The following is a 26,389-nucleotide window of genomic DNA, read 5'->3' as shown; positions in this document are numbered from 1 at the left end:
ATGCAGCGTGACTTGCGCGGCATGATCGAGGTGGTTCGCAGCAATGCGCATGGCGTCAGCGGCATGAGCGTGCAGTTAAGCAGTGGCTGCCATCAGGTCGCCGACAGCAGCCAGCAGCAAAGCGTCGCCGCCAGCACCATGGCCGCTGCCGCCAGTGAAATGACCGCCAGCATCGAGGAAGTCACCCGTCACGCCGAACGCGCGCTGAACATGGCCAACCAGGCCGAAGCATTGGCCAAGGACGGTGGTCGGGTGATTCATCAGGTGGTCAATGACATGGACGGCATTGCGCGTTCGGCGCAGCAGTCAGCCCAGGTGATCCGCACGCTGGACAAGGAGTCCGAGGGGATTTTCAGCATCATTCAGGTGATCAAGGGCATCGCCGATCAAACCAACCTGCTGGCCCTCAACGCCGCCATCGAAGCTGCTCGCGCCGGTGAACAGGGCCGTGGTTTTGCCGTGGTGGCCGACGAAGTCCGCAGTCTCGCAGGACGCACCAGTGCCTCCACGCAGGAAATTGCCAGCATGGTCGCGCGCATCCAGCAAAGCACCCGCGAGGCGGTGACCAGCATGGAGGCGGGCGTTGCGCAGGTCGACAAAGGCATGGCCGTGACCGCCGACGTCGAGCGCGCGATCCGTGAAATTCTTGAAGCCACGCTCAATACCACTGAGCTGGTGAATGACATCACTCGCACAATCGGCGAGCAGAGCCTGGCCAGTAACGAAATTGCCCAACAGGTGGACATGATTGCCGGGATGTCGGAGGGTAACAGCAAGATTATTGGTCAGACGGCTTCGACGACTGATGAGCTGTCGACCTTGGCGGGCAAGCTGTCGCAGTCGGTGGATCGGTTTCGGCTTTGAGGCTTGTGCACTGATCCATTGATTCTTGGTGTTATTGAAGGCCTCTTCGCGAACAGGCCCGCTCTTGCATGGGGTCTGCTTCGAACACAGATCCTGTGTTCAATGAAGATCTCATGCAGGAGCGAGCCTGCTCGCGAATGCGCCAGATCAGACAGCGCAGAACCTATCCCTTAAAGATATTTATCCGTCACCGCACCCTCCGAAGCACTGGACACAGTCTTCGCATACTTGGCCAACACCCCGCGTTTGTATTTGGATTCCGGCCGCACCCAACGGGTCTTGCGCTCGGCCAATTCCGCGTCTGAAACATCCACCGTAATCTGCCGGGTCTCAGCATCGATGGTGATCCTGTCGCCATCTTCAATCAGCGCAATCGGCCCGCCGTCAAAGGCTTCCGGCGTGATATGCCCCACCACAAAACCATGGGAACCACCGGAGAAGCGGCCGTCGGTGATCAGCGCGACATCCTTGCCCAGCCCTTTGCCCATGACTGCCGACGTCGGCGAGAGCATTTCGCGCATGCCCGGCCCGCCCTTGGGGCCTTCGTAGCGAATGACGATGACGTCGCCGGCCCGGACTTCGCCATTGAGAATCCCGGTCAACGCGCCTTCTTCACCGTGATACACACGCGCCGTGCCTTCAAAGCGCAAACCTTCCTTGCCAGTGATCTTGGCCACCGCGCCCGTCGGCGAGAGGTTGCCGCGCAGCACCACCAGATGAGAGTCCTTTTTGACCGGCTGATCGAACGGCAGAATCACGTCCTGGCCTTCGGGGTAGTCGGGCACGTTTTCCAGGTTCTCGGCCAGGGTCTTGCCGGTCACCGTCAACACATCGCCGTGCAGCATGCCGGCTGCGAGCATGCGTTTCATCAGCGGCTGGATGCCGCCGATGGCCACCAGCTCGCTCATCATGTATTTGCCGCTGGGACGCAGGTCGGCCACGACCGGGGAGATCTTGCCCAGCTCGACAAAATCATCCAGCGTCAGTTCGACATCCACGGCATGCGCCATGGCTAAAAGGTGCAGCACGGCATTGGTCGAGCCGGCGAGGGCGATCACCACGCGGATGGCGTTCTCGAATGCCTTGCGGGTCATGATATCGCGCGGCTTGAGGTCCAGCTTGAGCAGCTCCATGACCTGCTGGCCGGCGCGGAAACTGTCCGAGGCTTTATCGCTGCCGACGGCGTCCTGGGAGCTGGAACCGGGCAGGCTCATGCCCAAAGCCTCAATGGCCGAGGCCATGGTGTTGGCCGTGTACATGCCGCCGCAGGAGCCGGGGCCGGGGATCGCCACTTCCTCGATCTGCTTGACCTGAATCTCGTTGATGTCACCCCGGGCGTGCTGACCCACGGCCTCGAACACGGAAATGATGTCGGTGTGGCCAGCGCCCGGGCGGATGGTGCCACCATAGACGAAGATCGACGGGCGATTCAGCCGCGCCATCCCGATCAGGCACCCCGGCATGTTCTTGTCGCAACCGCCCACGGTCACCAACCCGTCGAAGCCTTCGCAACCGGCCACCACCTCGATGGAATCGGCGATCACTTCCCGCGACACCAGCGAATACTTCATGCCTTCGGTGCCGTTGGCGATGCCGTCGGAAATGGTGATGGTGTTGAAAATGACGCCCTTGGCGCCCGCGGCATTCGCGCCTTTTTCGGCCTCGATGGCCAGCTTGTCGATGTGCATGTTGCACGGCGTGACCATCGCCCACGTCGAGGCGATGCCGATCTGCGGTTTCTTGAAGTCTTCATCCGTGAAGCCCACGGCCCGCAGCATGGAACGGCCGGGCGCGCGCTCCACGCCGTCGACCACTTGAGAGGAGTACTTACGCAAATTGTCTTTGTCGCTCATGACGTTCCCTTCTATCCAGATCGCTGGCCCGACCGGTGTGGCCCGAAGCAACGCATAGAGTCTAGACCCGGCGGCGACAAAAATCAGTTTGCTAATCCAGCGATCCCGCACACACCGCCCGAAGACATCCGCGCAACCACTGGTGCGCGGCATCGGCGTCCATTCGCGGGTGCCAGAGCATTGAAACGGTGATCACTGGCGTGGCGACCGGAAGGGGAAAACTGTGGAGGCCGGCGCGCAGCGTGTGGGTGTGGCGTTCGGGCACCGTCGCGATCAGGTCCGAGGCCCGGGCCAACGCCAGGGCCGCGGAAAAACCGCCGACGATGGTGACGATCTCACGGGTCAGTCCAAGCGTGTCCAACGCATCATCCATTGGCCCTTGGTCCCGTCCGCGCCGCGAGACCAGGACATGCCGGCCGGCCGCATACCGGGCGGGCGTGATCTTGCCCTTGCTCAGTGGATGCCCCGGCCGTACCACGCCGATGAAACGGTCCTGGTACAACGCGCGGGTACGCACTTCCGGGCTGGTGGTGTCCGCCACAACGCCGGTTTCCAGATCGACCGTGCCGTCCCGCAGCAGGGTGCTGTCCTGGTTCAGTTTCTGCAAAAAGTGCAGCCGTACCCCCGGTGCTTCTTCGCTGAGGCGAGCAATCAACGCCGGCCCGAAGTTTTCTACAAAGCCGTCGCTGGTGCGCAGGGTGAAGGTTCGTACCAAGTGCTTGAGGTCCAGCTGCTCGGCGGGGCGCAGTACCGCTTCGGCGTGCTGCACCAGTTGGCTGACGTGTTCGCGCAGTTCCAGTGCCCGGGGTGTCGGCACCAGGCCGCGACCGGCGCGGACCAGCAGGGGATCGCCGGTGGTTTCACGCAGTCGCGCCAGCGCCCGGCTCATGGCCGACGGGCTCAGCCGCAGTCGTTGGGCGGCACGCGCCACACTGCCTTCTGTGAGCAGCGCGTCGAGGGTAATCAGCAGGTTCAGGTCGGGAGTCGTCATGCTTTAACGTTAGCACGGCCGGATGGTGACATGGCGTTGTATGCAGGTATCAAGTGCAAACGGTGCGTCTTCCGCCTAGTCAGGCGCCGGCATACGCTGAAGGTCAACAGTTCACAAGTGAGCCCTACCATGAAACTTATCGCATCCTCCGGTTCGGTCCGCTGGGCGTTGGCCAGTCTCTCGCTGTCGATGCTGATGCCTTCGCTCGACACCAGCATCGCCAATGCAGGCTTGCCCACCTTGTCCCAGGCACTGGACGCTTCATTCCAGCAAGTGCAGTGGATCGTCTTGGCCTATCTGCTCGCGATAACCACCTTGATCGTCAGTGTTGGACGTTTGGGCGACATCGTCGGTCGTCGCCGCTTGATGCTGGCCGGCATCGCCATTTTTACGTTGGCTTCGCTGGCGTGCGGCCTGGCGCCGTCGCTGGGGTGGCTGGTCGCCGCCCGGGCCGTGCAAGGTCTGGGCGCCGCGATCATGTTGGCGCTCACCGTGGCGTTGGTCGGTGAGACGGTGCCCAAGGCGCAGACCGGCAGCGCCATGGGACTGCTCGGCACGGTGTCGGCGATCGGCACCACGCTGGGGCCGTCGCTCGGCGGCGTGTTGATTTCCGGCTTCGGCTGGCAGGCGATTTTTCTGATTAACCTGCCGCTGGGCCTTTTGAACGGTGTGCTGGCGTATCGCTACTTGCCTGCGGATCGCCAAATGCCAAAGGCTCGTCGCGGCGGTTTTGATTTTGCGGGCACGCTGGTGCTGGCCCTGACGCTCGGTGCGTATGCGCTGGCCATGACATGGGGCGAAGGCGAGTGGGGTTCGCTGAACCTTGCGTTATTGCTCATCGCTGTTGCCGGGGCAGGCGTTTTCCTGTTCGTCGAGGCGACAGTTGCATCGCCGCTGATCAAACTGGCGCTGTTGCGTGATCGGGGATTGAGCGCGAGCCTGGCCATGAGCATGCTCGTCTCGACGGTGATGATGGCGACGCTGGTGGTCGGGCCGTTTTATCTCTCGGGCGCACTCGGTTTGAATGCTGCGTTGGTCGGGCTCGCGTTGTCCGTCGGTCCGCTGGTGGCTGCATTGGCTGGCGTCCCTGCAGGTCGTCTGGTGGATCGTTTAGGCGCCCGGCGCATGACGGTGGCGGGGCTCGTCGCGATGGCGCTCGGCGCGTGCGTGTTGTCGCTGATCCCGGCGCGTGTCGGCATCATCGGCTACCTCGCGCCGATTGCAGTGATGACTGCCAGTTATGCGCTGTTCCAGGCGGCCAACAACACGTTGATCATGACCGATGTGAGCCAGGATCAGCGCGGCGTCATTGCCGGACTGTTGAGCCTGTCACGCAATCTCGGCCTCATCACCGGCGCCTCGGTCATGGGCGCGGTGTTTGCGCTGGCGTCCTCGACGCCCGACATCACCCATGCAGCCCCGGAAGCGGTCGCCCACGGCATGGCGATCACCTTTGCGGTCGCGGCGGGGCTGATTGGCCTGGCGTTCGCCATTGCGTTGCCCGCGCTGAAAAGAGAACCCGTGGTGGCGTAACGCAGAAGAAAAAAACGCCCGCCAAAAAAACGGGTTGGCGGGCGTTTGGGAAGCGTTATTCAGGAACTGAAAAAGCCCCTTGTAGACGTCTTGCTGTTCACCTGAGCGTGGAGCTTTTGTGGTGAGGGGCTTTGTTGTCGAGCATTGAATGGGTGCTCGATCAGCGGCAGGCGTAGCAGAAGTCCGAGTTCGTGTCGGAACCGAAGTCAAAGCCACCGTCGGCAACACGGTTCTGCATCAAACGATCAGACCCGCCTTCCGCTACACGCGTACCGCGCATATTGCTGTTGGCACCGTAGGCAAGGCTGTTCTGCTTCAGATGATCGGAGCCATCCGATGCCAGTTGCCGTTCTCTCAAGCGATCAGCGCCGCCTTCGGCAAGGCTATTCTGCTTGAGGTGGTCGGAGCCGTCGGATGCCAGCTGCCGTTCTCTCAAGCGATCAGCGCCACCTTCGGCAAGGCTGTTCTGCTTGAGGTGGTCGGAGCCGTCGGATGCCAGTTGCCGTTCTCTCAAGCGATCAGCGCCACCTTCGGCAAGGCTGTTCTGCTTGAGGTGGTCGGAGCCGTCGGATGCCAGTTGCCGTTCTCTCAAGCGATCAGCGCCACCTTCGGCAAGGCTGTTCTGCTTGAGGTGGTCAGAGCCGTCGGACGCCAGCTGCCGTTCTCTCAAGCGATCAGCGCCGCCTTCGGCAAGGCTGTTCTGCTTGAGGTGGTCGGAACCGTCGGATGCCAGTTGCCGTTCTTTCAAGCGGTCAGCACCGCCCTCGGCAAGGTGTTGGTCAGCGGGTTTATCAGCGGCGTGTTGGACCAAAGGGGCCGTTGCATCCCGATCTCCGCCTGCCCGGCTGCCGCCGGCACCGCCAGCGTGTGGTTCGGCGGCGTGGGTCATCGCCGATATCAAGCCGGTGGTGGCAAGGAGGGCGATGCCCAATACAACGTTTGGCGTTTTCATCCTGTTTTCCTATTTGATCAGGGGAGGTTCAAACGCCAAGAGGCTTTGCATGAGTCCGGCGATCCGACGTCAGCGTCGAATTGACTTGAGCCTGGACGTTTTTGGGTCCGGTCAAGCCTTGGCATTTGACGTCTGTATCTTAAACAGAGGCGAAATTACGTCACTTATGCCTAGGTTGCTTCGAAGGGATATATAGGTGTTAAGGATTCACCCACAGGTATGACTTGCAACAGCAAGCGGATTCTGAATCGTCACCGCGTGATGCAACGAATGCCGACCCAGGGCCTCATATGAAAAGGACGGGTCCATCGGTGCAGGTACGCATGGGATGGCCACGCGCACTTTTTCCCCGACAACAGGTGATTGCTTTTATGACCGCGGCTGACAAAAACCATGTGACCTGGCTGGTTGAACAATCGATGCTGCATGCCGCCAGGCAGCGGGCCAAGCTCTATTCGGGGCAAGGTCGACTGTGGCAACAGCCTTACGCCCATACCCGGCCCCGTGATGCTTCCGCCTTGGCCTCGGTGTGGTTCACCGCCTACCCGGCGTCCATCGTCACCCGCGAAGACGGCAGCGTGCTGGAAGCCCTGGGCGATGAAACCTTATGGCATGCCCTGTCGAAAATCGGCATCCAGGGTATTCACAACGGGCCGCTGAAAATGTCGGGCGGCCTGACAGGCACCCAACGCACGCCGACCATTGACGGCAATTTTGACCGCGTCAGTTTCGAGATCGACCCGGAACTGGGCACCGAGGCGCAGCTCCAGGCGCTGGTGCGCATGGCCGCCGCGCACAATGCGGTGATCATCGATGACGTGATCCCTTCGCACACCGGCAAAGGCGCAGACTTCCGCCTGGCCGAGATGGCCTATGAAGACTATCCGGGCCTCTACCACATGGTCGAAATCCGCGAAGAGGACTGGCCGTTGCTGCCGGACATCGCCGATGGCCGTGATGCGCAAAATCTCAGTCCGCTACAGGTCGACGTGCTCCGGGACAAGCACTACATCGTCGGCCAGTTGCAACGGGTGATTTTCTTCGAACCCGGGGTCAAGGAGACCGACTGGAGCGCGACGCCAATCGTGATCGGCGTCGATGGCAAGCCGCGACGCTGGGTCTATCTGCATTACTTCAAGGAAGGGCAGCCGTCGTTGAACTGGCTGGACCCGACCTTCGCCGCGCAGCAGATGATCATCGGCGATGCGCTGCACGCCATTGACGTCATGGGCGCGAAAATCCTGCGCCTGGACGCCAACGGATTCCTCGGCGTGGAGCGCAAGCTCGACGGCACAGCCTGGTCTGAAAGCCATCCGTTATCGATCACCGGTAACCAGCTGCTGGCCGGGGCGATCCGCAAGGCCGGCGGTTTCAGTTTCCAGGAGCTCAACCTGACCGTCGATGACATCGCCAACATGTCCCACGGCGGCGCCGACCTTTCCTATGACTTCATCACCCGACCGGCCTACCAGCACGCGTTGCTGATGGGCGACACCGAGTTCCTGCGCTTGATGCTGCGGCAGATGCACACCCTCGGCATCGACCCGGGATCGCTGATCCATGCCTTGCAAAACCACGACGAACTGACCCTGGAGCTGGTGCATTTCTGGACGCTGCACGCCCATGACACCTACCTCTACCAAGGCCAGACCTTCCCGGGCAACATCCTGCGTGAACACATTCGCGAGCAGATGTACGAACGTCTGGCGGGCGAGCACGCGCCCTACAACCTGAAATTTGTCACCAACGGCGTGTCTTGCACCACCGCCAGTATCATCACGGCAGCGCTGGGGATTCGTGATCTCGACGCGATCACCGAGGCGGACATCCAACAGATTCGCCAGGTGCATTTGCTGTTGGTGATGTACAACGCGATGCAACCGGGCGTGTTTGCGCTGTCCGGCTGGGACCTGGTCGGCGCGTTGCCGTTGCCAGCGGAACAGGTTGAGCATTTGATGGGTGACGGCGACACGCGCTGGATTCATCGTGGCGCCTACGACCTGGTGGACCTCAATCCGGACGCACCGCTGTCCGCAGGGCAAATGCCACGGCCGAAAACTTTGTACGGCAGCCTGCCCAGCCAGTTGAAGGACTCGGATTCGTTCGTCTCGCAACTCAAGAGGATCCTCGCCGCGCGCCGCGCTTACGATATCGCCGCCAGTCGGCAGATCCTGATTCCCGATGTCCAGCACCCGGGCCTGCTGGTCATGGTCCACGAATTGCCGGCCGGTAAAGGCACGCAAATCACTGCGCTGAACTTCGGCTCGACGCCGATCACCGAAACCTTGCACCTGCCCAATATTGCGCCGGGCCCGGTGGTCGACATCATCAACGAGCGAGTCGAAGGTGATCTCACGCCTGAGGGTGATTTCACCATTACGCTGGATGCCTACGAAGGGTTGGCACTGCGCGTCGTGAGCACTTCGCCGATGATTTGAGGGCGTCGGTTGGCGCCCAGGTGGGCGCTAATCAGCTTCGACACGCTTGAAGGACAATGAAAGGATTTTCTTGATCTGCCTGGCCATGGGCGTTTCTATCTTTTTGTGGATGATGTAAGACGCACTGATCATCAAGGCGATGGTGCCCCACAGTAGTACGTGCGGGTTCATCGCCGGATAGGCAAGGTTAAAGATCATAAAGCCGATCATTTGATGGAGCAGGTAAAGGGGATACGTGAGCGCGCCTAATGCCGTCCAGTTCAATGCACCGATAGCTGCCGTTTTATTCGTTGCGATCAAAAGAAAGGTCATGAAGAACAGGGTAACCATGCCGCATACGATCAGAAGATCGAATTCGGTTAAATATTTTGATTCGAGCAGTTGGGCCCAGGCAATGGCGGTGTAGTTGGCCAATGCCAATGACCCTGCCAACAGGAGCACCCGTGTCGTTGTGAATCCCTTGGCCCAGATAATGTAGAACGTCGAGCCCGCGATGAAATAGGCCGCGTAATCGGTAATTAATATCGAGCGCAGCTTTTCAAAAGCCAGGACTTCTGCGGTGGCGGAGACCAACAGCCACAGTACGAGGAAGGTCTCTATTTTTTCTATTTTCTTGAAGCCCAACAGAATGGAGATCATCAGGTAGAACTTTATTTCGACAAACAGCGACCAGTAGACCCCGTCAATCGGTGGCACACCCATCAAGTCGCCAAGGAATGTCATGTTAATCATGTATTGGTAAATATCAGCCGTGAATCTTGGCCGGCCGATGGCAAGCGTGATCAGGAAAGTCAGGGTGCAGCACACCCAGAAAGCAGGGCAGAGACGAACGACACGGGATATAAAAAATGCCCTGAGGTTATTGCCCGAAGCGGTCATCAGAATGACGAATCCGCTGATCATGAAAAACAGTTCGACGCCCAGATAACCGTATTTGGCAGGCTCGGCCAACAACGGGTAGGGCATTACTGACATGTCGCCTTTTGCATACCCCCGAAAAGCATAGTGAAAAAACACGACTGCGATTGCCGCGAGGAAGCGCAGCAAGTCCAGTTCTTTCAGCCGGCCTTTGATCATGTCTATGCGCTCCAGACGTGTTAGCGCTGAATGGAAACTGACCACGTTGCCGATTGAAATTTGACCCGGGCTGAACGCTATAGCAGCAGTAGCGCTTCGTGGAGTTCTATTGAAGGTGTCATGCCTTCTTCTTTGCGTCGGCTGTCGAGCCAACGTCTGGTTTTGTCTATATCGAAGATCTGGCCCTGATCCATCAAGTTCAAAAGGAGCTCATCGGACACCCGATAGCGCCCGCAATCCGGGCAATCCCTTTCCTCCCACGGGCCCTGACACTGAATGCGTTCCGCCACGCCAACACAGATAAGGCAATTCATCGTGATCATCCATTTTTGTTATTTAACCGTCGCCGTGAGCCGGTTGAGACGCCCGGTACGGGAATCGTCGGTGGCACGGAGGAGGCTGGAACGCGGTCGACCCCTGCGGTCGAAAGAAAGTTCAGGGGGGGTGGCGCTGTCAGGATAAACAGGTCGTATCTATCACTTGAGGCGACGTCAGCCAGGCGACGGTTGAATGGCTATCGACGCCGTTGCCACACCTTGACGTAGTCGACGCGGAAGGTAGAGGGCAGGTCAGCATCGTCGACCACGCCGAACCACTGCCACATGGCCTCACTGTCAAACACAACCTGCATCGGGAAGAAGAAATGGTTGTTTTTCGATTCCCTGACCAGCACGCCATCGACGTACCAACGCAGGGTGTCGGGCTGCCAGTCGAAGCCGTAGACATGGAAGGTATCCGCCAGGCGCCAGGGACTGATCCAGACGCTGCCGTCGGCGATATGCTCGGTGCTATGCGGCGTGGCCCACAGGTGGGCGTTCATGTTGTACGAACGGTCTAACGCTGCGTTTTTCGTCTTGCCGCCGATTTCGAAGATGTCGATCTCGGTGGCGTTGTCCGTCATGCCCGTCCAAGCGAGCCAGAAGGCGCTGGAACCGGCCGAGTTCATGGGTTTGGCGCGTGCCTCGTAATACCCGTAGAACCCGCGCTCGTTGGTCCGGACCATCGCTGAGGTGTAGTCCTTGAAACCGAGTTGTACGTATTTCTGCGGCAGGGTTTCCTTGCGAAAAACAATGTTCAGGTTGCCATTGTGGACGCTGGCATTGGCCGGGGTGAAAAGTGCCGGTTTGCGTCCGAGCGACTCGTTCCCTATGGCGTTGTTGACGTGCCAGCGTTCGAGATCGAGGGTGGTGCCATTGAAGTCGTCGGACAGTTTCGTGTCGAGCACCCACTGGCCGGCATTGACCTGATCGGACAGCGGCAGGTTGGCGTTGGTCTGGGCCGGCAATCGGCCCAGCGGTCCGACACGGGTCCAGGTATCGGCCTGTTTGGGAATGGCAACTGACCATTTATCCGCCAGGTACTGAAATGCGCGCTGGCGTTCTGCGAGGGAGGCAAACGCACGGTCGTACACCAACACTTCCGCGATGTCGCCGCGAAAGTTGTCGGCATTGCCGACCACATTGCGCCCGACGGCATACGGACCAATCGGCACATCGTAAAGCTCCAGGACGGAGACGGTCGGCACATACGCGGTGGTCTGTTGCAGGCTGATGGCGAAGTTCGGCAACACGTTATCGTTGTGGGCGGTTTGTGGGCGTGAGCTGAACAACCGTTGCCAGGGATCGGCCTCGGCTTGCTCGGGCAATCGACGGGACACAATCAATACCGTCACAGGGCCTTTGGCGCTGCGAATGGTTTTACCCACAAACGCCGACACGCCACTGAAGCGCACGACCGAATGACCGTTCAGGGCGTTTGCCATCCGCTGTGGCTGCGAGGCGGCATCGTCCACTGTGGCGTGATGGGACTCGCCGGATTTGTCGCTCCAGTGCTGGACACGATTCTGCGCATCCAGGGTCATTGAAGATGCATCGGCCGCATCCAGCCACAGCACGAGCCCGGTGGTGGGTACACCGGGGGGCGCTTGTGCGGCGTTGCAAACCATCGACACCGACAGCAGCAGGGCCAGCACAGAGGCATTAAACATCGGCTTCACTTCACGGCACTCAGCACTGGCGTTTCGAATGAAGACTGATACCCCTGCGGATTACACGACTGCCACCGCCAGGTATCGATAATCATCTGTTGAAGATCGCGCTGCGCGGCCCAGCCCAGTTCCCGCCCGGCCTTGCTGGGATCGGCCCAGCATTTGGCGATGTCACCTTCGCGTCGCGGTGCGAAACGGTAGGGAATGGTGATGCCGGTGATGTCCTCGAAACTCTGGATGATCTGCAGCACGCTGTAGCCAATGCCAGTGCCCAGGTTCCAGAAATTGATGCCGCTGTGGCTGTGCAACACCTCAAGCGCCTTGAGGTGGCCGATGGCAAGGTCGACCACGTGGATGTAGTCGCGCACGCACGTCCCGTCCACGGTTGGGTAGTCGCACCCGTACACCGTGAGTTCGGGCATTCGTCCGATCGCTACCTGCGTCAGGCAGGGCAACAGATTGTTGGGTCGGCCTCTGGGATCTTCGCCGATCATCCCGCTTTCGTGCGCGCCAATCGGGTTGAAGTAGCGCAATAACCCGATGCTCCAGCGCGGATCGGAGTGGCACAGATCGGTGAGCAACTCCTCGATCATGAGCTTGGTGCGTCCATAGGGATTGACCGGCTTGCCGGTGCCGAAATCTTCGGCAATCGGCGTGCGTGTGGGCTCGCCGTACACCGTGGCCGATGAGCTGAACACCAGCTGGAACACGTTATTGCGCGCCATCGCCCGGCACAGGTTGAGCGTGCCGGCGACATTGTTGGCGTAGTAGTCCAGTGGTTTGCGCACGCTTTCTTCTACGGATTTGAGGCTGGCAAAGTGCACCACGGCATCAATGTCGTAGCGGCTGAAGATATCGTCGAGCAGGATGGGGTCGCGAATATCGCCATTGACGAAATCGACACGGGTGTGGGTCAGCAACTCAAGACGCCCGATGCACTCTCGACAGCTGTTACACAGGTTGTCGAGCACCAGCACATTGTGCCCGGCGTTGATGAGCGCCAGCGCGGTATGGGAACCGATGTAGCCGGCCCCGCCAGTAATCAACGTAGTTTTGCGCATGGTGAGGTCTTCCTGTCTCAGGGATTGAATTCAGCGGGCGGTGAAAACCGATTTGAATTCTTGCGGCCAGCGCGGGTGCATGACGCTATACGCCACGGCATAGCTCAGCGCGCCAACCACGATGTTGCAGAACAGATGCAGATAGCCGTGCAAACCCAGCTGCGGTGAAACAGACAGGACGGTTGCGGCCATGACGACCGAAGCAATCACGCTGCGGTAATTGGAGTCGAAGAACCGCTGCCAGCCGTAACCGATGGCCGCGATGAGCCCACGGATTTGCAGCGGCGTGATGATCAGCATCCGCGCCAGCAGAGCAAGGGCAGCGGCCATGCCGCCATACAGGTTGCCGAGGGTGTAGACCAGCGCCAGCGCGAGAACGGTGGTTGCCACTTCAGCCTTGATCGTGAGGTGGCTGCGGTTGACTGCCACCAGTGCCGTCGTGGCGTACATGGCGGTGTTGCCAATGGCCGCCGTGCAGGCCAGCACTTGCAGCAGGGGAATGGCGTCGGTCCACTTGGCGCCGAATATCAACGGGATGAGGTCGTTTGCCGTGAGCGCGATGCCAATGAACAGGGGCGTCAACAGAAAGCCGCTGACGGCGGTTGAATCGCCAATGATCCCCAGGAGCCGCGACGGCTCCGCGCTACGCCGGGCGAATGCCGGCAGCGCATAGCTCAACAGGCCGTTGTAAATCGCAGTGCGCGGCAGCTCGATGATGCGCATGGCCATGTTGAACATTCCGACCGCGTTGACGCCGGCCGTCATCCCGAGCACCACGTTGACCCCGCGCTGAAGTGTTTGTGAACTCAGTGCGTTGATGGCAACCGGTGCGCCGGACTTCAACAGTTCGCGCAAGACCGGACCATCGATATGGAAGGCAATGCGGCGCCGGTCTCCGAGCATCAACACGATGATGGATACCAGTTCCATGATCACCGCTTGGGCAATTACCGCCCATGCCCCCAGCCCCCAGAGTGCGACAGCAATGCCGGCAACACCGCCAAACACCTTGCCCAGTAACGTGCGTGACGCCAGCATCTTGAAGTTGCCGTTGCGGCGCATCTGCGCCACGTAGACGCGCGCCATCATGGTGAACAGGATTTTCACCGAGGCCACCGCCGTCATCCATTGCAGCACCGGGTCGGGCGTGTACAGCATCACTGCGCCCGAGATGACGACGATGGACACCAGGCTGACGAGCACCGCCGCCCAGAAGGCCGTGGTGATGTGTTTGTCCTCCAGTCGTTCAAGTCGTACCAGCGGGTCTTCCAGAACCGATGAGTACACCAGGCCGATCAACTCGACGATGGCAATGATGACCGTGCCCACACCCAGTTCCGCCGGCGACAGCAGCCTGGCATACACGACAAACGTAATCATGGACAGGAAGATCAGGCCGAATTTCTCGGTGAAGATCCACCCTAGGGTAATGAGGCGATGATTGGCCATGGGTGTGGGACCGGTTCAATGAGCGGTGGTTGACGCCGTTGCCTTGCGCAAGGTTCTGGCGCGGGCATAGAGGTAGCGCAAGGTCGGTTTGCCGTTGGCGAAGATCAGTGCTTGCCAGGAGCACTCAAGCATTCGCCGGTACACGTCGAGCACCTCGGCATGCTCGTCGCGTCGGGAAAAGGCATTGAGAAAATCTGTGTGGTTGCCCAGCACGAAATCGATCCGTTGCTGCTTGCTGAGCTGCGCGCCATAGCGGGCCAGGTACACCTCGATGAACCGGATCTTGTTCTGGTAATACTTCTTCGGCTGCGCGGTCATGTTGCCGCCGTTGACCGTGCGCTCCAGCAGCACCTGCGGCACCGTGTGGATCTCCCAGTGTTCGGCAATCCGGGTCCACATGTAGCGGTCTTCGGAGTAACGCAGGCTGGCATCGAAGCCGCCGAGTTGCATGATCACCTCGCGCTTGACCAGCGCAGTGGAGACGCCATTGACGACGTTGGCGTGGATGAAATCGTAGAAATGCCGGCCGTTCTTGCGCCGGTTGTCCAGTTGCCGCCGGCCGTCGCTGTAATTGACCTGCGTGTAGCAGTCGATCAGCCCCACCGACCGTCCCTGATGAGTGAGTTCGTCATACAGGGCCAGTTGCAGCTCCAGCTTTTGTGGACGAAATTGGTCATCGGCATCGAGCATCGCCACAAACGTCTCTTCCGAGTGCCGCAATCCGTGGTTGCGGGCGCTGGCCTGGCCTTCGTTGGCTTGCTGCAACAGCGTCAGGCGAAACGGCGCCACGAAGTCTTTGACCCGTTGGGGGCCGTCATCGGTGGAGCCATCGTCGACGACGATCACGTGATCGGGCAGCCGGGTTTGCTCGACCAGGGACGTCAGCGTTTGCTCGATGCTGCCGGCGCCGTTGTACATCGGGATTACGACGCACACTGAATGCGCTAGAGGGGAGGTTTGGTCTGACACGGGTGTTTCTCCTTTGATTACGCCTGGGCTGAATCGCGCGGGAATCCCCCGCCAGACGGACGCTGGCGCAGGGGTGTCGGTGATAATTCGGGGTAGGTCGCGTGGTGACGCCGAAAGGACAGGGCCAGGGTGCAGAACACCAGGAACTCGGCGGAGCGGTAGTTGGGAATCACGTACGCCACATAATTGGTGACGATGAACAAGCCGATGATCACCAGGGCACTGGCGCGAAACTGCGCCGCCTGGTTCGCCGTCACGGCGCGGTATTGTTTGAACAGCGCTTCGCCCAGCAGCAACGCCAGTGCAGTCAACTGGATGACGCCGCCGTTGAGCAGGGTCTCCATGTAGCCGCTGTGGGCGTTGCCGATGTAGCCCCAGCGAAGGATGAACGCATTGGCGTCGGGACTGGCCCAGAAGGCGCCAAAGCCGTAACCCTTGAGCCATTGTTGGTCGACAAAGGGCGCGAGCAACTCCCAGATCAGCGTGCGGTCCGTGAGTGACGGATCGCGGCCGGCGATCTCCAGCAGCCACGCAAGGTGGTTGTACAGCAGCAGGCAAACCAGCAGGAACGCCAGCGTGCAACCGAAGAACAGCCACTGCGAGCGGTTGATACGCAGGCGGATCAGGGTGAGGAAATACCAGTAGCTCAACGTGCCGGAAAGAATCAATGCCACGCCGGTCGCCGACTGGGCAAGCAGGATGGCAATCAGCGAAAAAAACGAGCAGAAGAGGGCCCAGCGGTTGCGTTGGCGGATCATCGGCAGCAACAGCAGGATGGCAATCGCGTTGAGCCGGGCGCCGGCGTTCTTTTCGGCAAAAATACCCTTGAATGCGCCGTCGCGAATACCACCGGACAAGAACGCGACGCCCGGCATGACCACGGCGAGTATCAATCCGATCAACGCCGCCACGCCGATGGCACAGCCGAGCATGAAGGTGATTTTTTCAAGGGGGTAGTTGTAGGCTATGAAACCGGCAAAAAACACCACGCTGAGCATCGCGATGAACCGCTTGAGGCTCAGCATCGGGTCGTGGGACCAGCCGATCGATGCGATGACGCAGAGCATGAACACCAGCAGAAAGAAGTTGCTGCGGTAAAAGGTTTTGCTGAGGAACACCTTGTTGCGGATGAAGAAGAACAAGGGCACCAACAGTGTGATCAGGCCGCAGATCTGGTTGGCGACGTTGCCTTCGAGGTCTTTATCGATGTCGCCGAAGCTGGAGGCGCCCCCCAGACTGAGGGCAAACGTGATCACCTGGATGTAGAACAGCACGCCAAACAAGGTGAAGCCATCGCGCAACGTCGAATACCTGATCTGCAGTGTGCTCATGATGACGGACTCCCGAGCAACGCGGCGAGGTAGGTCTGCACCGCGCTGGCATTCATGAACCGGGTGGCCGCATTCAGGCGGGAATGACGTTGCAGGTCCCGTGGTGTGGAGAGTTGCAGGGCAACCGCCTGCGACAGCGCGATCGGGTCGTCGACGGGGACGAGCGGTGCGACGAGGCCGCCGATGAGGATGTCCTGAGGACCATGGGGGCAGCGAGTCGCCACCACCGGTGTACCCGTGGACAAGGCCTCTACCAGCGCATTGGGACTGCCCTCGAAGCGTGACGACAACACAAAGCAATCCGCCGCGGCCACTTCTGCCAGAGGCTCACAGGTGTAACCCGGCAGGTCGAAGCGATCCGCCACGCCCAGCGTCCGGGCCTGGTCAAGCAACTGCGCCCTGAGCGGGCCTTCGCCAAAAATGATCAAGCGGGCGTCGGAATCCGGCAACGCGGCGAACGCTGTAATCAAGGTGTCGAAGCCTTTTTGCGGCACCAGGCGACCCACGGCGACAATCACCGAACCGGTTTTTTCCAGCAGCCAGCGGTGGCTTGGCGGCCCAGGCGACTTGTCGCGGAAGTCGTTATCGAGCACCGGGTTGTCGGCAATGGTCACGTCCTGGCGACGCGCAAGGGTGGTATCGACCAGGTCCTGGGCGACACCGCGCGAGACGCAGATCACCGGGTTGGGAATGAGCCGATACAGCAGTGGCGCCACCAGATACGCGACCCGCACCATGAAGTCGGGGTTGACGTGTTTGTCATGGGAAAACGCATTGCGTTCGCTGACGTGCAGGCGTGCCAGCGTGCCGGACAGCACGGCTGCGGCGATCGCCACCACGTTGACGTGCGTGAGGGCCGCCAGTTGCGCGTCAAAGCGATTGGCGCGCAGAAATCGTGCGAGTGCCGGCACCGCGCGTGCGGTGCGTTGGCTTTGCAGTTCAACTTTCTTGACACGCGGGTCGAGGTTCGCCGCATGGAGGCCGCCGCCGGTGAGCAACAGCAAGGTCACGTCATTGCCAGCGTCCACCAGGGCGCCGGCGAGGCGCGCCATCATTTTTTCAGCCCCGCCTGCGCCGAGGTCATGCAGGATAATCAGCAGCTTTTTCATTGGCTCCATACCTGGTAGTACGCTTGCGCGGCGTGCTGGCTGGTGTACGGATGGATGGCGTCACTGAGCATTTTTGCGCTAGGTGCAACGCCGCTTTGTGCGGTCAGGCTTTGAAGCATTCCCCGCGCCAGCGCCGGTACGTCGTTGACGGCGACCAGTTGACCCAGTCGACCGTTGTCCAGCAGTTCCCTCGGGCCGGTCTCGCAGTCGCATGCCAGCACGGGCGTGCCCAGTGCCAGCGCCTCGATCAGGACGGTCGGCATGCCTTCCTGCACGGAGCTCAGAATGAACAGCCGTGCGTGCCTCAGTAGCGGATAGGGGTTGCTCAGGAATCCGGTGAAATGCACCCGGTGCGTGATGCCCAGTCGGGCTGCCTGAGTGGTCAGTGCATCGAGCAACGGACCGTCACCGACAATCACCAGGTCCGGCAGTGTTTCGCTGCGCAACGCCAGGGCGTAGGCATCCAGCAACAGATGAAACCCTTTAGGTTCCACCAGGCGGCCCAGGCTCAACCAATAGTCGCGGGGCAAATCAGCGGGTAACGGCGCTTGTGCGGCTTGAAGCAGTTGTTCGGTGACGACAGCGTTGGGGCAATAGCGGATCCGTTGCCGACCCCAGGGCATCACGTCGATCAGGGACTGGCGCAAGGCGGTGGAGACCGTGACCACTTTGCCGCTACCGCAGAGGTACAACGTATAGAGCAGGCGCAGGCTTGAAGGGCCGGTTTTCTGTTCAGTGCAATCCAGTGCCGCGTGGCGGCTGTAAATGACTTTGCAAGGAGTGCCCAAGGTGGCGAACCAGGCGCAGAGGTTGGCTTGCTCCTTGGCGGAAATCACGTGGGTGACGCCCTCACGGCGAATGAGCCGGCGCAACTGCACAATGGACTTGAGCAGGCCGACGATGCCGCCACCGCTGGCGCTGCCGAGCGTTTGAACACCTTCCGTGTCCGGCGTGTCGCCGTTCATGACGAAAAAACTCACGCGCTGGCCATCCTTGAGAAACTGCTCGGACAGCCGTTGCTGGACGCGCTCGACGCCGCCGCCCACCTTGAAATCCTTGAGAATAAACAGGATGTGCATGGTCATTCCTCAACGCTGATGGCGACTTTGCGTGACGCGATGAGCGCCAACAGGTGCACAAAGTTGTTCGGGTAGTCGATGAGGTAGCGCTTGATCGTATGGGGCTCGCGATACATGCGATAAAACGCGCGCATATGCAGGCGATTGATCAGCGCCGGGTAATAGTTGCGCGTGGCCAGGGCTTCCTGACGAATGAACCCGCCACAGGTGAAGGCGACCCCGCGAAACCCCGCGCGCAACGCGTCCTGCTCGAACTGCTCTTGCAGTCCGGCACCCAGGCCCACGATCAGGATGTGCGCTTCGCTGCGGCAGATGTCGGCCTGAATGCCCTCGGCCTGGGACGCATTGAAGTAACCGTTGTGGTAACCGGCGAGGGTCAGCCGTGGATAAAGGGCCTTGATCTTGCTGACGAACAGTTCCAGTTCCGCTTGCCGGGCCCCGACGAAATACACGCGCTTGCCCTGTTGCTCGGCGCTGCGCAGCACAAGGTCGGCGATGGACGTGAAGTCAAAGCTGACCCGTCCGATCCTCCTGCCGGTCACACGCGACATGAAAGTCGACATCAGCATGCCGTCGCAAAAATAGGTGACGGTGTTCGGGTGCTGCTCGAAAACACTGCCAATGGACGCGAAGTTGATGAAGGAATAGGCCTGGTTGGCCTCCAGTAACTTCGTTGAGTATTGCCCGACTAATTCCAGCCTGATCATGGCGCCGCTCCTTTCAGATGACTGAGCGGGTCTGTCGGCCCACGGAGACGTAGGTAAAACCCCGTTTGCTCAACCGCTGCGGATCGAACAGATTGCGTCCGTCAAAAATCAGCGGGTGCTTGAGCTGCCGGCCGAGCAAGTCGAAGTCCGGGGCTCGAAACGATTGCCACTCGGTGACGATGATCAAGGCGTCGGCATTTTTCAGGGCAGCCTCCTTGGTGCCGGCCAGGGTCAGGTCGTCGCGCGATCCGTAAATGCGCTGGGCCTCCTCCATGGCTTTGGGGTCGAACGCCTGGACGCTGGCGCCGGCGTGCCACAAGGCTTCCATCAGTACCCGGCTGGGGGCCTCGCGCATGTCGTCGGTGTTGGGTTTGAAACTCAACCCCCACAGGGCAAAGGTCTTGCCGCGAAGGGCGCCGTCGAAGTGATTGAAAATCTTCGTGTACAGGCTGGCCTTCTGTTCGTGGTTGCGCGACTCGACGGCCTTGAGTACCCGAGCATCGATGTCGACGCTGGCGGCGGCCTGTATCAGCGCCTTCACGTCCTTGGGAAAGCACGACCCGCCGTAGCCCACACCCGGATAGATGAATTGATAACCGATGCGCGGATCAGAGCCGATGCCGTGTCTGACCATCTCGATATCGGCACCCAGTTTTTCGGCGAGGCAGGCCATTTCGTTCATGAAACTGATCTTGGTTGCCAACATGCTGTTGGCGGCGTACTTGGTCAGTTCGGCGCTACGCAGGTCCATGACGATGATCTTTTCGCGGTTGCGATTGAACGGTTCGTACAGTTCGCGCATGACCTCTTCGGCGTGTTGGCTGTCGGTGCCGATGATGATCCGGTCCGGGCGCATGCAATCCTCGACCGCGCAGCCTTCCTTGAGAAACTCGGGGTTGGAGACCACGTCGAAGGTCAGATTGCAGCGACCGGTGTCGGCCAGCACCTGCTCGATGTGCGCGCGAACCCGGTCACCGGTCCCGACGGGGACGGTGGATTTATCGACGATGATGTGATGCCGGTCCATGTTCAGCGCGATGGTTTGCGCAACGCTCAATACATGTTTGAGGTCTGCCGACCCGTCTTCATCCGGCGGTGTCCCCACGGCAATCAACAGCACATCACCATGGTGGACAGCGCTGGCGAGATCAGTGCCGAACTGCAGCCGGCCACTTTGGTAATTGCTGTGGACCAGGCTTTTCAGCCCCGGCTCGTAGAGCGGCAGCGTGCCGTCCTTCAGCGCCTGTACCTTGTCGGCGTCGACATCCACACAGAGGACGTTATGGCCCACTTCCGCCAGCGCGGCGCCTTGGACAAGGCCCACGTAACCAATACCAAATACGCTCACATTCATGATCAAACCTCAGGTCGGCGTGACAGTGATCAACGAGGGGGCAGGGGGTCAGTAGATGTTTTTCGAGAACAGCGTGAAGGGGGTCTTGATGAGGATCTTGATGTCCAGCCACAGCGACCATTGGTTGATGTAGTTGAGGTCCTGGGCGACGCGCAGCTGCATCTTTTCCACCGTCTCGGTTTCGCCTCGATGCCCGGTGATCTGGGCCAATCCGGTAATCCCCGGTTTGAGGCGGTGACGGGCCATGTAGGCGCGCACTTTGCCGGTGTAGTAAATGTTGTGGGTGACCGCATGCGGGCGAGGACCGACCAGGGCCATTTGCCCGAACAACACGTTGAACAGCTGCGGTAACTCGTCAATGGAACTGCGGCGCAGAAAGCGTCCGATCAGCGTGACGCGTTCATCGTCACGGGTGGCCTGGTGCACTTCGCTATCGTCGTGGAGGCGCATCGAACGAAATTTCCAGACCTTGATCACTTCGCCGTTGCAGCCATGGCGATTTTGCTTGAACAGCACGGGACCGGCGGAAGTCAGCTTGACGGCGATCGCCACCGTCAAGAGCATCGGACTGAGGACAATAATGGCCACGGCGGCCAGGCTGCGTTCGAACAGGTCTTTGCAAAACAGGCTGGCCGGATGGGAGCTGATCAGGCTTTCGTTGAGGTAAATGGCGGGCATCCGCTCGATTTCCGAGATCGAATGGTTGAGCAATACCATGCTGCCGAAATCCGGGATCCAGACCACGTCGACATTCATGTCCAGCAGGTCGATGTACAGCGCTTCGATGGTGGCGGCATGCGTCATCGGCAGGACAATGTAAACGCGGCGCACATCCAGGCGCGTGATGATTTCGCGGATCGAATCGACGTGGCCGAGCAACGGCAGGATGCTGGGGGCCGGGCCGCTATTGTCGGTTGCGGCGATGAAACCCATGACCAGCGCACGGTTTGGTCTGGAGAGTTTTTTCGCCAGTTCATGGGCGGTCGGGCAGGTGCCGATGATCACCGCACGACGCTCGTTGCAGACCATCCGCGAGTGCAACCGGGCGAAGTAATGCAGGGGCAGAAACATCGCAGCCTGGGCGACAAAGCCCAGCACCGCCCAGACCATGATGACCTGGCGCGAGTAAATCGCGCTGGTCTGGGTGATGAAGGCAATGGCCGCCAGCACGGCCAGCAGGATCAGCCAGCCGGCCAGCAACCGGCCGAGCCCGACCACCAGGCCGTGACGCTTGTGGTAAACCTGCATCACGCTGTAGATCGGCACCGATCCGAGCACCGTCAGAACTATCAGGATGCGGTATTCGCTGGTGAGGCTGCCAACGCGCCAATACACGAGCAGCATCAGCAGCGAAGTCGCCAGCGTCAGTGCACACAACCACTGCCCCCAGAACGTCAGGCCTCGGCGGTGTGTCATGTGAGCGGTATAGAGAGGAGTCATGGGCTTAACCTCAAGGCAGAATTAATGCATCAGCGCTGATGGGCGCGCACGGCGTGGCTCCCGCAGGCTTTTCCGTAGCTCGGCAGAGGTGAAGCAATGTGTGGTGATGGCAGAAAGACTGTGGTGAGGGGGCTTGCCCCGTTCGGCCTCGCCGCAGATTTTATGGTGTCAGCGGGGGGCGAAGTCGTAGTTATAAAACGTCTTGGAATGGTGGTAGCCGTACTTGCGCGCCTTGCGCAGGTCTACCTGGTTGAGCACGGTGCCAAATACCGGCACATGGCTTTGCTGCAACATGGCAATGCCCTTCTGCACCTGACTGATCGGCGTGCTGTCGGCCTTGACCACATAGATCACCGCATCCGAATGCTTGGCCAGCAACAGTGCATCGCTGATCATTTCCGCAGGCGGTGAGTCGATAATGATGTGGCGGTAACGCGACTTCAGCGCCTCAAGCATGCGCGCCATGCGCGGCGAACTGAGCAGATCCTGCGGTGGAGGCTGGCGTGACGGGTTTAGCGATTCGGCGGGGGAAGGCAGGCGCGGCGCGGTGAACAGATCACGCGAAGGCGGCATGACCATGCCAGCCGGCAGCATGTCCAGATTGCCCACCGAAACGATGCAGTCTTCAAGCCTGGCGGTGCCCGCAATGACATTGGCCAGTCCCGGGCTGTCAGGCGGAAAATCGAAGTTCAGTGAAAGGGTCGGTTGGCGCATGTCGGCATCGATCAGCAACACTCGCTCCAGCGAAGTGAGGGAACTGGCCAGGTTGGTGGCAATGGTACTTTTACCCTCACCGGCAACGGTCGACGTCACGAGTACCACCTGCGACGGCATTTCACTGCTTTGCAACATCAGCCAGGTGCGCAGATTGCGGATGGTCTCGGAAAAGCGCGGGTTGTCGTTGTCTTCGAACAAGCGCGCCAATTGGCGGCGACTTTTCTTCATCACCAGCGGCACCACGCTGAGCAGAGGAATGTTAAGCGTGCTTTCAATCGTCTCGTCGGTTTTAAAGGTGTTACTCAGGCTGTCGAAGAGCAGCGCCAACGCGACGCCGATCACTGCAGCCACCAACCCGACGATCCCGACAATCAATGTTTTACGTGGCTTGCTCGCTTCCACTGGCACAATCGCCGGGTCGACGATGCGCACTTTGGTGGAGTCCATATCGGCAGTGGCCGCGGTTTCTTTCAAGCGGGTGACGAAGGTTTCATACAGTGCACGGGTGCTGTCGACTTCCCGCTGGAATTCGCGCAACTGAAATTCCTTGCGGGCGATGTCCTGGATCTGCGCCTTGTTGCTGTTGAAGGATTGGCGCAGCGAAGCTTCACTGGCTGAGGCCAGCTGGTATTGCCGTTCGATCCCGGCGACCACTTGCTGCACCTGCAATTGCAGGCTGGTGGTGGCGGCGCGCAATTCCGATTGTGCGGAAATCAGGCTCGGGTGTTTCGGGCCATAGCGTCCTGACAGCTCGTCGACCTTGGCTTGCGCCTTGGCTCGGTCCGCCTGGAATTGCTGGACCAACGGGTTACTCAAGACTGCCGGCACGCTGGAGAGTCGGCTCAGGTCGCCGTTGCTCAGGGCTTTCGCCTGGCGGTATTCACTCTCGGCTTCAGCGCGGTTGCGGCGGGCGTCGACCATGCGATTGCCGGTCATTTCCAGTTCGTTGGCGCTGATGGTGGCAACCCCGCCGACATCGACCAGGCCTTGTTCCTCCCGGTAGCCCTGAAGCTTTTTCTCGGCAACACGCAGGTTGTCGCGCAGTTTGACCAATCGTGTGTTCATCCACGCGGTGGTGGTCTGCGAGGACTTTTCGCTGGTGTCGAGCTGACTGTCGGTAAAGCCATGGGCCAACGCGTTGGCCGCCGCTGCCGCCAGGACAGGGTCTGGCAGCTCGACCTCGATTTCGAGCAGTTGGCTCTTTCCTACGAACTTGACGCTGGTGTGCAGCATGAGGTTCTGCGTGACCTGATTGAAGACATCATCTTCACTTGGCTCAGCTTTCATCGGCTTCAACAGGCCGCCCAGCCCCGGGATCCATTGATCAAGGTTCAGGTCGGCCAGCCATTGGCGTGGCGTGAACCATGGCTTCGATTGCTGGCGCGGATCGGTGACCGGGTTGGTCGTCAGCTCGAGTTTTTTTACCGCTCGTTCGGCAAGGTCCCGTGATTGCAGGAGCGCCTGTTGTGTCTGCAAGTAATCAGTGGCGTTGCTGCCTGAGTCCTTGACTTGCTGGAAGGACATCAGCGGCGGGGTTTTATCGTTGAACAGCAAGGTGGTGCTGCCGACGTATTGCGGGGTGATGTTCGAGACCACAACGACCGCCAGCAAACCGCACAGCAGGACAAACCATCCGATGCTCCATTTGGCGCGCCAGATCACCCTCCAGAGTTTGAGAAGATCAATGGTGTCCTTGTCGTCGCTGTACTGCTGATGCAGATGCGTTTGCAGAGGACGTTCGACGTAGGTGCTAGGGCTGTTGTCCATGATTAGAAAAAGCCTTGTGCAATGGAAATGGTGTCGCCGGGGGCAATCGTGGTGTTTCGCGTGACCTCATCGGTGAGGGTCGGGCCGCCATCACCGCGCAAGATGGTCACGCGTTTGATGGAAGCTCGCTCGGTCAGCCCACCGCCCAGAGCGATGGCTTTTTCCAGGGTCAGTCCGGGTATGAAGGGATAGCTGCCGGGTTTTTTCACTTCGCCGTTGATGTAGAACGAGCGGTATTCGATCTGGCTCAAGCTGACTTTCGGGTCGTTCAGATAGCCTTGTTTGAGTCCGTCGACGATGATCTTTTCGACCTGGCCGGGTGTGAGTCCCTTGGCGGAAATCTCACCCAGGAACGGATAGGAAAATGTGCCGGCATCGCTGAGGCGGATTTTTTTAATGCTCAGCTCCGGCTCGCCGAACACGATGATGCGCAAGACATCGCCAGCGGCCAGTTTGTACTGGGTATCAGGGTCTGCGGCGTAGGTATCGGGTAGCACAAGCAGTGCGAGCAATAAGCCCAGGGTGCGTGAGTTCATGTCGAAACCCTCTTAAAGGCTGACGTTGAAGCTGATCTGAACAACGTTGCGGGTGTAGCTTTGGTCGTCGGCATCAGAGTCGTTGTCGCGGAATCGATAGCCGAGCTCGATGTCCAGCCAGCGGCGCATCGCATACACCACGGCCAGGTTGTAGTCCTGATAGTTGTCGGTTCGGCTTTCGCCTTCGTAGACATAACGACCGTACCCGGCCTGTGCAATCGTGGTGATCCGTTCGGTCCAGCCATGGCGCCAACCGACCTGGGTGAAGGTGGACTTGACGGCATCGGCACCGTCGTCGCCCTCGGCGAGAGCCTGGCGGGCCACAAGGGTGAATGTCGAATAAGTGCGTGGTTTCCATTGCAGGTCCACTTGCCAGGTGGGGTTGTCGAGGTCTTTGGATTCGCTGCTGTCGAAGTCCTTTTTCTCATAACCGACACGGACTTTACCGGTGGTCTTTGCGGTAATGTCCCAGACGGCACCGGCGAGTACCGCGTTGGATTTGCTGCTGCGCGGGCTGTTGGGTTCCTGGTAGTCAAAATTGGTGTGGTCGTACTCGAGCAGGCCACGGGTATTGCTACCGATGCGGTGATACCAGGTACTGGTCAGGGCGGCGGTATTGCGCTCTTTGTCGTCATTGATGCCGTCGGCGTTGTCGTAGCGAAGTTCCGCGTAACTGGCGCCAAAATCGATCTGGTTGTCAGCGCTCCTGGCGCCATAGGTATAGAGGCCACCGACTCTTTTGTTATTGAGCTTGTCGTTGATGCCGTCGACCGCCGTGTCCTCGGTGCGCTCCCACTTGCGGTATTCGGCGTCGAGCTTCAGACGGTGCCGGTCAGTGAACTCCATGATGCTGTCCGCCCGCACCCGTTGTGCGGTGTTCGAGGCATCCGACTCGTCGTGATAAATGTAGCGGATGGGCTGCCAGGTCAGTCGGGTAGCGCTGTTGCGATCTTCGGCCTTGAGTTCGAAAGAGGGCGCCAGCTTCGTGACCATCGAGGACTGTTTGTTGTTCTCCAGTTCTCGAAAGTTATCGTCATAGCTTTCTGAAAACAGAAAGGTAGGTGTGAAATCGAACCCGTAAACATCAATAGGTGCCGGATCAATACTCCAGGCCATTCCAGGGTAGAGGGAGGCCATGATCAGTGCAAAAGGGCAGCGTGAATTCAAGGCCATGT

Annotated in this window: 20 protein-coding genes; 4 read left to right on the top strand and 16 right to left on the bottom strand. The window is 59.9% G+C overall.

Annotation, left to right across the window (positions count from 1 at the left end; genetic code table 11):
- On the top strand, positions 1–864 hold the full coding sequence (locus JIO00_RS30190; protein ID WP_404940322.1) for a methyl-accepting chemotaxis protein: 864 nt from the start codon (positions 1–3) through the stop codon (positions 862–864).
- Between the two features lie 170 nt (positions 865–1,034).
- On the opposite strand, the gene ilvD is transcribed toward JIO00_RS30190, so the two are convergent.
- Entirely contained in the window at positions 1,035–2,717 is a 1,683-nt protein-coding gene (gene ilvD / locus JIO00_RS17555) for a dihydroxy-acid dehydratase (protein WP_010455353.1), read from the bottom strand.
- Positions 2,718–2,808: 91 nt separating this feature from the next.
- Positions 2,809–3,708, bottom strand: coding sequence for a LysR family transcriptional regulator (locus JIO00_RS17550; protein ID WP_010455351.1), 900 nt, complete (start codon positions 3,706–3,708; stop codon positions 2,809–2,811).
- A 129-nt stretch (positions 3,709–3,837) separates the two neighbouring features.
- On the opposite strand from JIO00_RS17550, the gene JIO00_RS17545 reads away from it, so the two are divergent.
- From JIO00_RS17545 to treS, 3 genes are all read left to right on the top strand, one after another.
- On the top strand, positions 3,838–5,241 hold the full coding sequence (locus JIO00_RS17545; RefSeq protein ID WP_169858065.1) for an MFS transporter: 1,404 nt from the start codon (positions 3,838–3,840) through the stop codon (positions 5,239–5,241).
- A gap of 148 nt (positions 5,242–5,389) precedes the next feature.
- Positions 5,390–6,277, top strand: a complete 888-nt coding sequence (locus JIO00_RS17540) for a hypothetical protein (protein ID WP_200666446.1) — start codon at positions 5,390–5,392, stop codon at positions 6,275–6,277.
- Between the two features lie 287 nt (positions 6,278–6,564).
- Complete coding sequence (gene treS / locus JIO00_RS17535) at positions 6,565–8,631, top strand: maltose alpha-D-glucosyltransferase (RefSeq protein ID WP_200666444.1); 2,067 nt, start codon at positions 6,565–6,567, stop codon at positions 8,629–8,631.
- Positions 8,632–8,658: 27 nt separating this feature from the next.
- Here the strand turns inward: treS and JIO00_RS17530 are convergent, their stop codons facing one another.
- The 14 genes from JIO00_RS17530 to JIO00_RS17465 all read right to left on the bottom strand — a co-directional run bounded on the left by JIO00_RS17530 (position 8,659) and on the right by JIO00_RS17465 (position 26,387).
- On the bottom strand, positions 8,659–9,708 hold the full coding sequence (locus JIO00_RS17530) for an acyltransferase family protein (RefSeq protein ID WP_172791216.1): 1,050 nt from the start codon (positions 9,706–9,708) through the stop codon (positions 8,659–8,661).
- A gap of 514 nt (positions 9,709–10,222) precedes the next feature.
- The gene (locus tag JIO00_RS17525) at positions 10,223–11,695 is read right to left on the bottom strand and encodes a family 16 glycosylhydrolase (RefSeq protein ID WP_200666442.1); all 1,473 of its coding nucleotides are present in this window, start codon (positions 11,693–11,695) and stop codon (positions 10,223–10,225) included.
- Between the two features lie 5 nt (positions 11,696–11,700).
- Positions 11,701–12,756: a UDP-glucose 4-epimerase GalE gene (gene galE, locus JIO00_RS17520; RefSeq protein WP_200666440.1), complete on the bottom strand. Its 1,056-nt coding sequence runs from the start codon at positions 12,754–12,756 to the stop codon at positions 11,701–11,703.
- Positions 12,757–12,786: 30 nt separating this feature from the next.
- A complete protein-coding gene (locus tag JIO00_RS17515) occupies positions 12,787–14,205 on the bottom strand; it encodes an oligosaccharide flippase family protein (RefSeq protein ID WP_077749472.1) in 1,419 nt (472 codons plus the stop codon).
- Positions 14,206–14,220: 15 nt separating this feature from the next.
- Entirely contained in the window at positions 14,221–15,174 is a 954-nt protein-coding gene (locus tag JIO00_RS17510; RefSeq protein ID WP_234452898.1) for a glycosyltransferase family 2 protein, read from the bottom strand.
- A gap of 17 nt (positions 15,175–15,191) precedes the next feature.
- A complete protein-coding gene (locus tag JIO00_RS17505) occupies positions 15,192–16,505 on the bottom strand; it encodes an O-antigen ligase family protein (RefSeq protein WP_200666439.1) in 1,314 nt (437 codons plus the stop codon).
- Positions 16,502–17,614 (bottom strand): glycosyltransferase, encoded by a 1,113-nt coding sequence (locus tag JIO00_RS17500; protein ID WP_200666437.1) that lies wholly within the window; start codon positions 17,612–17,614, stop codon positions 16,502–16,504. The genes JIO00_RS17505 and JIO00_RS17500 overlap by 4 nt, the downstream gene beginning before the upstream one ends.
- Positions 17,611–18,693 carry a glycosyltransferase gene (locus JIO00_RS17495; RefSeq protein ID WP_200666435.1) on the bottom strand — a complete coding sequence of 361 codons (1,083 nt, stop codon included), beginning with the start codon at positions 18,691–18,693 and terminating at the stop codon, positions 17,611–17,613. The genes JIO00_RS17500 and JIO00_RS17495 overlap by 4 nt, the downstream gene beginning before the upstream one ends.
- 2 nt (positions 18,694–18,695) lie before the next feature.
- Complete coding sequence (locus JIO00_RS17490; protein ID WP_200666433.1) at positions 18,696–19,400, bottom strand: WecB/TagA/CpsF family glycosyltransferase; 705 nt, start codon at positions 19,398–19,400, stop codon at positions 18,696–18,698.
- 13 nt (positions 19,401–19,413) lie between these two features.
- Positions 19,414–20,754, bottom strand: coding sequence for a UDP-glucose dehydrogenase family protein (locus JIO00_RS17485; protein WP_077749466.1), 1,341 nt, complete (start codon positions 20,752–20,754; stop codon positions 19,414–19,416).
- A 48-nt stretch (positions 20,755–20,802) separates the two neighbouring features.
- Positions 20,803–22,194 (bottom strand): undecaprenyl-phosphate glucose phosphotransferase, encoded by a 1,392-nt coding sequence (locus JIO00_RS17480; protein WP_234452897.1) that lies wholly within the window; start codon positions 22,192–22,194, stop codon positions 20,803–20,805.
- Between the two features lie 168 nt (positions 22,195–22,362).
- Positions 22,363–24,678, bottom strand: a complete 2,316-nt coding sequence (locus JIO00_RS17475) for a GumC family protein (protein ID WP_077749464.1) — start codon at positions 24,676–24,678, stop codon at positions 22,363–22,365.
- 2 nt (positions 24,679–24,680) lie between these two features.
- Positions 24,681–25,214, bottom strand: a complete 534-nt coding sequence (locus JIO00_RS17470) for a polysaccharide biosynthesis/export family protein (RefSeq protein WP_077749463.1) — start codon at positions 25,212–25,214, stop codon at positions 24,681–24,683.
- A 12-nt stretch (positions 25,215–25,226) separates the two neighbouring features.
- Positions 25,227–26,387, bottom strand: coding sequence for an outer membrane beta-barrel protein (locus tag JIO00_RS17465; RefSeq protein WP_077749462.1), 1,161 nt, complete (start codon positions 26,385–26,387; stop codon positions 25,227–25,229).
- Positions 26,388–26,389: the final 2 nt, after the last annotated feature.

Origin of the sequence: Pseudomonas sp. SW-3 (genome assembly GCF_016615645.1) — a bacterium.
GTDB classification, from domain to species: domain Bacteria; phylum Pseudomonadota; class Gammaproteobacteria; order Pseudomonadales; family Pseudomonadaceae; genus Aquipseudomonas; species Aquipseudomonas mandelii.
The sequence above is the reverse complement of the archived record's forward strand: the minus strand, read 5'-3'. Positions and strand labels throughout refer to the sequence as shown.

Bases quoted from the DNA above. Each gene is read 5' to 3' on its own strand.
- JIO00_RS30190 (WP_404940322.1), top strand. From the start codon at position 1: ATGCAGCGTGACTTGCGCGGCATGATCGAGGTGGTTCGCAGCAATGCG.
- ilvD (WP_010455353.1), bottom strand. From the start codon at position 2,717: ATGAGCGACAAAGACAATTTGCGTAAGTACTCCTCTCAAGTGGTCGAC.
- JIO00_RS17550 (WP_010455351.1), bottom strand. From the start codon at position 3,708: ATGACGACTCCCGACCTGAACCTGCTGATTACCCTCGACGCGCTGCTC.
- JIO00_RS17545 (WP_169858065.1), top strand. From the start codon at position 3,838: ATGAAACTTATCGCATCCTCCGGTTCGGTCCGCTGGGCGTTGGCCAGT.
- JIO00_RS17540 (WP_200666446.1), top strand. From the start codon at position 5,390: ATGGGTGCTCGATCAGCGGCAGGCGTAGCAGAAGTCCGAGTTCGTGTC.
- treS (WP_200666444.1), top strand. From the start codon at position 6,565: ATGACCGCGGCTGACAAAAACCATGTGACCTGGCTGGTTGAACAATCG.
- JIO00_RS17530 (WP_172791216.1), bottom strand. From the start codon at position 9,708: ATGATCAAAGGCCGGCTGAAAGAACTGGACTTGCTGCGCTTCCTCGCG.
- JIO00_RS17525 (WP_200666442.1), bottom strand. From the start codon at position 11,695: ATGTTTAATGCCTCTGTGCTGGCCCTGCTGCTGTCGGTGTCGATGGTT.
- galE (WP_200666440.1), bottom strand. From the start codon at position 12,756: ATGCGCAAAACTACGTTGATTACTGGCGGGGCCGGCTACATCGGTTCC.
- JIO00_RS17515 (WP_077749472.1), bottom strand. From the start codon at position 14,205: ATGGCCAATCATCGCCTCATTACCCTAGGGTGGATCTTCACCGAGAAA.
- JIO00_RS17505 (WP_200666439.1), bottom strand. From the start codon at position 16,505: ATGAGCACACTGCAGATCAGGTATTCGACGTTGCGCGATGGCTTCACC.
- JIO00_RS17500 (WP_200666437.1), bottom strand. From the start codon at position 17,614: ATGAAAAAGCTGCTGATTATCCTGCATGACCTCGGCGCAGGCGGGGCT.
- JIO00_RS17495 (WP_200666435.1), bottom strand. From the start codon at position 18,693: ATGCACATCCTGTTTATTCTCAAGGATTTCAAGGTGGGCGGCGGCGTC.
- JIO00_RS17490 (WP_200666433.1), bottom strand. From the start codon at position 19,400: ATGATCAGGCTGGAATTAGTCGGGCAATACTCAACGAAGTTACTGGAG.
- JIO00_RS17485 (WP_077749466.1), bottom strand. From the start codon at position 20,754: ATGAATGTGAGCGTATTTGGTATTGGTTACGTGGGCCTTGTCCAAGGC.
- JIO00_RS17480 (WP_234452897.1), bottom strand. From the start codon at position 22,194: ATGACTCCTCTCTATACCGCTCACATGACACACCGCCGAGGCCTGACG.
- JIO00_RS17475 (WP_077749464.1), bottom strand. From the start codon at position 24,678: ATGGACAACAGCCCTAGCACCTACGTCGAACGTCCTCTGCAAACGCAT.
- JIO00_RS17470 (WP_077749463.1), bottom strand. From the start codon at position 25,214: ATGAACTCACGCACCCTGGGCTTATTGCTCGCACTGCTTGTGCTACCC.
- JIO00_RS17465 (WP_077749462.1), bottom strand. From the start codon at position 26,387: ATGGCCTTGAATTCACGCTGCCCTTTTGCACTGATCATGGCCTCCCTC.